5 protein-coding genes and 1 pseudogene are annotated in these 4,723 nt (G+C 66.9%); all 6 read left to right on the plus strand.

Annotated elements, in window-relative coordinates; translation table 11 throughout:
- The first annotated feature begins 665 nt into the window (after positions 1-665).
- Complete coding sequence (locus AC01FP_RS16130; RefSeq protein ID WP_474481690.1) at positions 666-1,844, plus strand: aminotransferase class I/II-fold pyridoxal phosphate-dependent enzyme; 1,179 nt, start codon at positions 666-668, stop codon at positions 1,842-1,844.
- Positions 1,841-2,527 carry an alpha/beta hydrolase gene (locus AC01FP_RS16135; RefSeq protein WP_474481691.1) on the plus strand — a complete coding sequence of 229 codons (687 nt, stop codon included), beginning with the start codon at positions 1,841-1,843 and terminating at the stop codon, positions 2,525-2,527. Before AC01FP_RS16130 ends, AC01FP_RS16135 begins: the two co-directional genes overlap by 4 nt.
- Positions 2,509-3,300, plus strand: a complete 792-nt coding sequence (locus AC01FP_RS16140) for a methyltransferase domain-containing protein (RefSeq protein ID WP_474481692.1) — start codon at positions 2,509-2,511, stop codon at positions 3,298-3,300. The genes AC01FP_RS16135 and AC01FP_RS16140 overlap by 19 nt, the downstream gene beginning before the upstream one ends.
- A complete protein-coding gene (gene bioD / locus AC01FP_RS16145; RefSeq protein WP_474481693.1) occupies positions 3,261-3,953 on the plus strand; it encodes a dethiobiotin synthase in 693 nt (230 codons plus the stop codon). Before AC01FP_RS16140 ends, bioD begins: the two co-directional genes overlap by 40 nt.
- Complete coding sequence (locus tag AC01FP_RS16150) at positions 3,950-4,105, plus strand: hypothetical protein (RefSeq protein WP_474481694.1); 156 nt, start codon at positions 3,950-3,952, stop codon at positions 4,103-4,105. Before bioD ends, AC01FP_RS16150 begins: the two co-directional genes overlap by 4 nt.
- A 293-nt stretch (positions 4,106-4,398) precedes the next feature.
- Positions 4,399-4,723, plus strand: a pseudogene (locus tag AC01FP_RS16155) (hypothetical protein); the annotation flags it as partial.

Here is a 4,723-nt window from a genome sequence, read left to right on the forward strand (position 1 = left end):
GTGAGATCTAGTTCGAGCATGCTGTCGGGACATCTCCGTCTGTCAAATCCCTTTTGAGCTGAGCAAGGACTTTCAAACCCCACGCTTCACTACCTGCTCGTTCTGCAGCAGATACGCTCAATGGCTTGGAATGTGGCAACGTCCGATCAAAGTAATGGAGCTCATTTATGGGAGGCATCCATACCTGCGAGTGCCGCCTCAAATTGGAACGCAGCCACGATGTACCGGCTTTTTGGGCGCCGATCCCAATGAAATCAGGGCTACGCTTCCGAACAAAGGAGTCTCCCAGGGGAAGGAGAAACGAATTCGAAGTCAACTTTTCACTCAAGCTCTAACCAGGACAATATCAGGGAATGGCATAACGATTTCGCTGTCTGTCCAGGAAAATCCACGATTCTTCCAGAGTGTCCAGTTGGGATGGTGGAACTTGTTCTGCCTTCATTGATCACACTGATTGATGGGCTGCCCACTCGCAGCTGCACCCATTGCAAAATCTGCTACATCATCATCGGGCATCGAGTCGTAAGCCATCAGAGGGGGTCATTTGAATGATCTGACCTGTGGCATCGAGTTCCAACGCCGGCTGGGCATCGAGGGATGGAGCCGTCAGAGCTGCTGTCATCACTGCGAGTGGGCAGCGTTCCGGCCCGCCTAGCCTCAACCCCATGGCCGGCTCAGCATCCCCACCCCAGCCGGGACCCGTAGGTGATCCGGCCCCCTGGCAGCGGCCCCTGGCCCAGGCGCTGGCCCGCCAGCCCGCCAGCGCCCGGCGAGGGCTGCGGGGCCTGGCGCCCCGGCTGCTCGACCTGGCCAGCAACGACTACCTCGGCCTCAGTCGCCATCCGGTCGTGGTGGCGGCCGCCCAGGCCGCCGCCGCCGACCAGGGAGTGGGCGCGGGGGCCTCACGGCTGGTGTGCGGTAGCCGGCCGGCCCATGCCCAGCTCGAGCAGGCTTTGGCCACCTGGCTGGGGCGCGAGCAGGTGCTGCTCTTCCCCAGCGGCTTCCAGGCCAACCTGGCCGCCGTGCAAGCCCTGGCCGACCGCCACAGCCTGGTGCTGGCCGACCGCCTGATCCACCATTCCCTGCTTACCGGTGTGCGCGCCAGTGGGGCCCACCTGCAGCGCTTTCGGCACAACGATCTCGCCCACCTCGGGGCCCTGCTCGGCACCGCCCGCCAGCGCCAGCCCGGCCAACGGCTGCTGGTGCTGGCCGAGAGCCTCTATTCCATGGAGGGCACCAGTCCGTTCATCCCAGCCCTGGCCGCCCTGTGCCAGCACCATGGTGCCGCCCTGCTGCTGGATGAGGCCCATGCCCTGGGGGTACTGGGGCCCGGCGGCCGTGGTCTGGGCCATGGCGAGCCCCGGATCGCCCTGCTCTGCGGCACGTTTGGCAAGGCCTTCGGCAGCGGTGGTGCCTTCCTCGCCGGCGACTCCCTGGTGATGGAGTGGTTGGTGCAGTTCAGCGGGCCATTCCGATACACCACTGCCCTGGCCCCGCCCCTGGCGGCCGGGGCCCTGGCGGCCCTGGAGCGGATCCAGGCCCTGGAGCGGGTCGGTGCGCCGCCCGGGCCGGCACTACTGCAGCGGGCGGCCCGCTGGCGCGATGCCCTCGCCGCCGCGGGCTGGCCGCGGCCCCCCGGTGAGGGGCCGATCCTGCCGCTGCTGGTGCAAGACGACCAACGGGCCCTGGCCCTGCAGCAAAGGCTGGAGCAGGCAGGCCTGCTCGCCGTGGCGATCCGCCCGCCCACCGTGCCGCCGGGCAGCGCCAGGCTGCGGTTGGTGCTGCGGGCCGATCTGCCCCAGGGCACATTGGAACGATTGCTCCCTGCCCTCGGCACACCATGACCACCCAGGTGATCGCCATGCACGGCTGGGCCGGCGACAGCCGGGGCTGGCAACCCTTCGCCGCCGCGGCCGCGGCCCGCGGCTGGCGCTGGGCCATGCCCGACCGCGGCTACGGCCCGGTTCCCGCCCGGCAGGTCGACTGGGATTCCCAGGCCGGCCGGCGGGTGGTGATCGGCCACTCGCTGGGTCCCCATCTCTTGCCGGCCGCGCTGCTGCAGCAGGCCGATGCGGTGGTGCTGCTGGCCAGCTTCGGCCGCTTCCTGCCGCATGGCCGGCCAGGGCGCCGCCTGCAGGCTGCCCTAGCCGGCATGGGCGAAGCCCTGCAGGGTGCCCAGGCCGAAACCATGTTGCGGGCTTTCCTGGCCGAGGCGGTCGCACCCGAGCCCCCCAGCGCCCTGCCCAGCTCGATTCTCGATGTCCCCCTCGGGGAGGAAGGGCGCCAGCGACTGCGGGCCGATCTAGCCCTGTTGGAGCGATGCAGCTGTTTGCCAAAGGCCCTCGCCGCCCCCATCCCCTGCCTGATCGTGGAGGCGGGCGCCGATCGGATCGTGGTGCCGGAGGCCCGCGCCCAACTGCGCCAGGAGCGGCCCGATGCCAGGGTGATCTACTACGCCCATGCCGGCCACTGCCTGCTCCAGACACCAGTGTTAGCGGATGTGATTGCGTGGATCGCCAGCCTCTGAGCCCTCGCCAGCCCAGCTTCAGCGCCCAGGTGCGCCAGCGCTTCGGCCGCAGGGCGTCCGGCTACCGGCAACACGCGCCGCTGCAGCAGGCGCTGGCCTGGCGGCTCGCCCACGAGCTGACCCGCCAGCTGGCGGGGCGTGCCCTGCCGCCCGGGCCGGCGGCCGATCTGGGGGCGGGCACGGGCCTGCTGGGTGAAGCCCTGCAGCAACACGGGCTGAATCGGCCCCTGCTGCAGCTCGACCTCTGCCCCGAGCTGCTGGCCGAAAACCGCCTGGCTTGCCGCCATGGCCAGCACCTCTGGGACCTGAACAGCGGCCTGCCCGCCGAACTGCGGGGGGCCAGCCTGCTCTGTTCCAGCTTTGCCCTGCAGTGGCTGGCCGATCCTGTGGCCCAGCTGGAGCGGTGGTGTGGCGAGCTGGCGCCCGGCGGCTGGCTGGCCCTGGCCCTACCCACGGCCGCCAGCTTTCCCCAGTGGCACCGGGCGACCCAGCGGGCCGGGGTGCCCTTCACAGGCCTGCTCCTGCCCGCCGCAGAACCCCTGCTGGCCGTGGCCCGGCGGCACCTGAGCGTCCACCGGCATCTGGAATTGCGCTTCAGCCAGGCCGACACCGATGGGCGCCGTTTCCTGGGTTCGTTGCGGGCCATCGGCGCGGTGGGCAGTCCCCAGCCGCGGTTGCGCACCACCGAGCTGCGGCGGCTGTTGCAGCATTGGCCCAGCGACGGGGGAATCACATGGACGGTATTGCTGCTGATCGGCCGGCGGCCGGCCTAAACCAACTGGTGGTGTGCGGCACCGACACCGATGTGGGCAAAACCGTGGTGAGCGCCCTTGTGGTGCAGGGGCTCGGTGCCACCTATTGGAAACCGGTGCAAAGCGGCCTGGAGGGCGGCGGCGACTCGGGCCGCCTGCAGGCCCTGCTGCAGCTGCCAGCGACTCGGTTGCTACCGGAGGCCTACCGGCTGCAAACGCCGGTGTCACCCCACTGGGCCGCCGAACTAGAGGGCATCACGATCGACCCGGCCCGGCTGGCCCTGCCGGCAGTGGCCGGAGCTTTGGTAGTTGAGACCGCCGGTGGGCTGCTGGTGCCCCTGCGCCGCGACTGGCTGCAAATCGATCAGCTAGCCGCCTGGGGGCTGCCGGTGCTGCTGGTGGCCCGCAGCGGCCTGGGCACCCTCAACCACACCCTGCTGTCGGTGCAGGCCCTGCGCCAGCGCTCCATTCCCCTGCTGGGCCTGGTGCTCAATGGCCCGCTCCATCCCGACAATCCAGCCACCCTGGCCGCCTTGGCCCAAGCGCCGGTGCTAGCCCAGCTGCCACCTTTAGAACCGCTCACCGCCGCCGGGCTGGCTGCCCAATGGCAGGCACAAGAGCTGGGCCGTACCCTGACGGCAGCCCTAATCGCCGCCCCCAATCCCCACGCATGAGCAAGCAGCACTGGTTTGTTAGCGGCGCCTTAGTACTGCTTTGCGGCGGCGTGCTGGTGCTGTTCACAGACGTGGAATCATCCCTGGTTCGCTGGGTCAACTGCGGGCCGCTCTCCAGCGCAGCTGAGCGCCAGAGCCGCGTCTGCCGCTAAGAGTTTGCGGAAAAACGATCGCAGGAAATACTTCTCCCCAGGCAAAAGCTGATTTCTTTGCTGATTTCAACTCTCTGCGCAGTCCTTGGTGGGCAAGCACCTTCTCGATGCCCCGGCGGGCATTGATCGACCATGAGCACAAGTAGAGCGCCTGGATCAGTTCCAGAGAGGTTGATCCTGCTTGTCCGTCAGTCCGCTCCAGGGAGCCGCTGCGCTCCCTCTGACCTCCCAGCTGGACTATGCGGATGGCTTATTCTTGCAATGAAATGGTTTCTCAGCAAACCCTTAAGTAAGTGAATCGCGTATCCGATTTTTTGTGTGTAGGAGCTCAAAAGGGTGGAACGACAACTTTGAGCGCTTATTTAATTCGTCATCCGCAGATATGCATCCCAAATGATGAAGTCCATTTCTTTGATGACGATTCGTTGAACTGGCAGAATCCTGACTATTGTGACTATTGGAACCTTCTGCACTCAAGACCTCCCTCTTTATCGCCTGAGGACAGATTCTTGGCTGAGAGTTCTTCGCGCCCTAGGGTTGTGGGCGGTGACTTTCAGGAAAGTTGTCACTCCTTGGCTGCCATTCAGGCGGCCTTGATTAAGGGTAGCGCCATGAGCG

The organism is Cyanobium sp. NIVA-CYA 375, assembly GCF_056108345.1.

What these genes read in the sequence shown, in the direction of transcription:
- AC01FP_RS16130 (WP_474481690.1), top strand. Translation starts at nt 666, where the DNA reads ATGGCCGGCTCAGCATCCCCACCCCAGCCGGGACCCGTAGGTGATCCG.
- AC01FP_RS16135 (WP_474481691.1), top strand. Translation starts at nt 1,841, where the DNA reads ATGACCACCCAGGTGATCGCCATGCACGGCTGGGCCGGCGACAGCCGG.
- bioD (WP_474481693.1), top strand. Translation starts at nt 3,261, where the DNA reads ATGGACGGTATTGCTGCTGATCGGCCGGCGGCCGGCCTAAACCAACTG.
- AC01FP_RS16150 (WP_474481694.1), top strand. Translation starts at nt 3,950, where the DNA reads ATGAGCAAGCAGCACTGGTTTGTTAGCGGCGCCTTAGTACTGCTTTGC.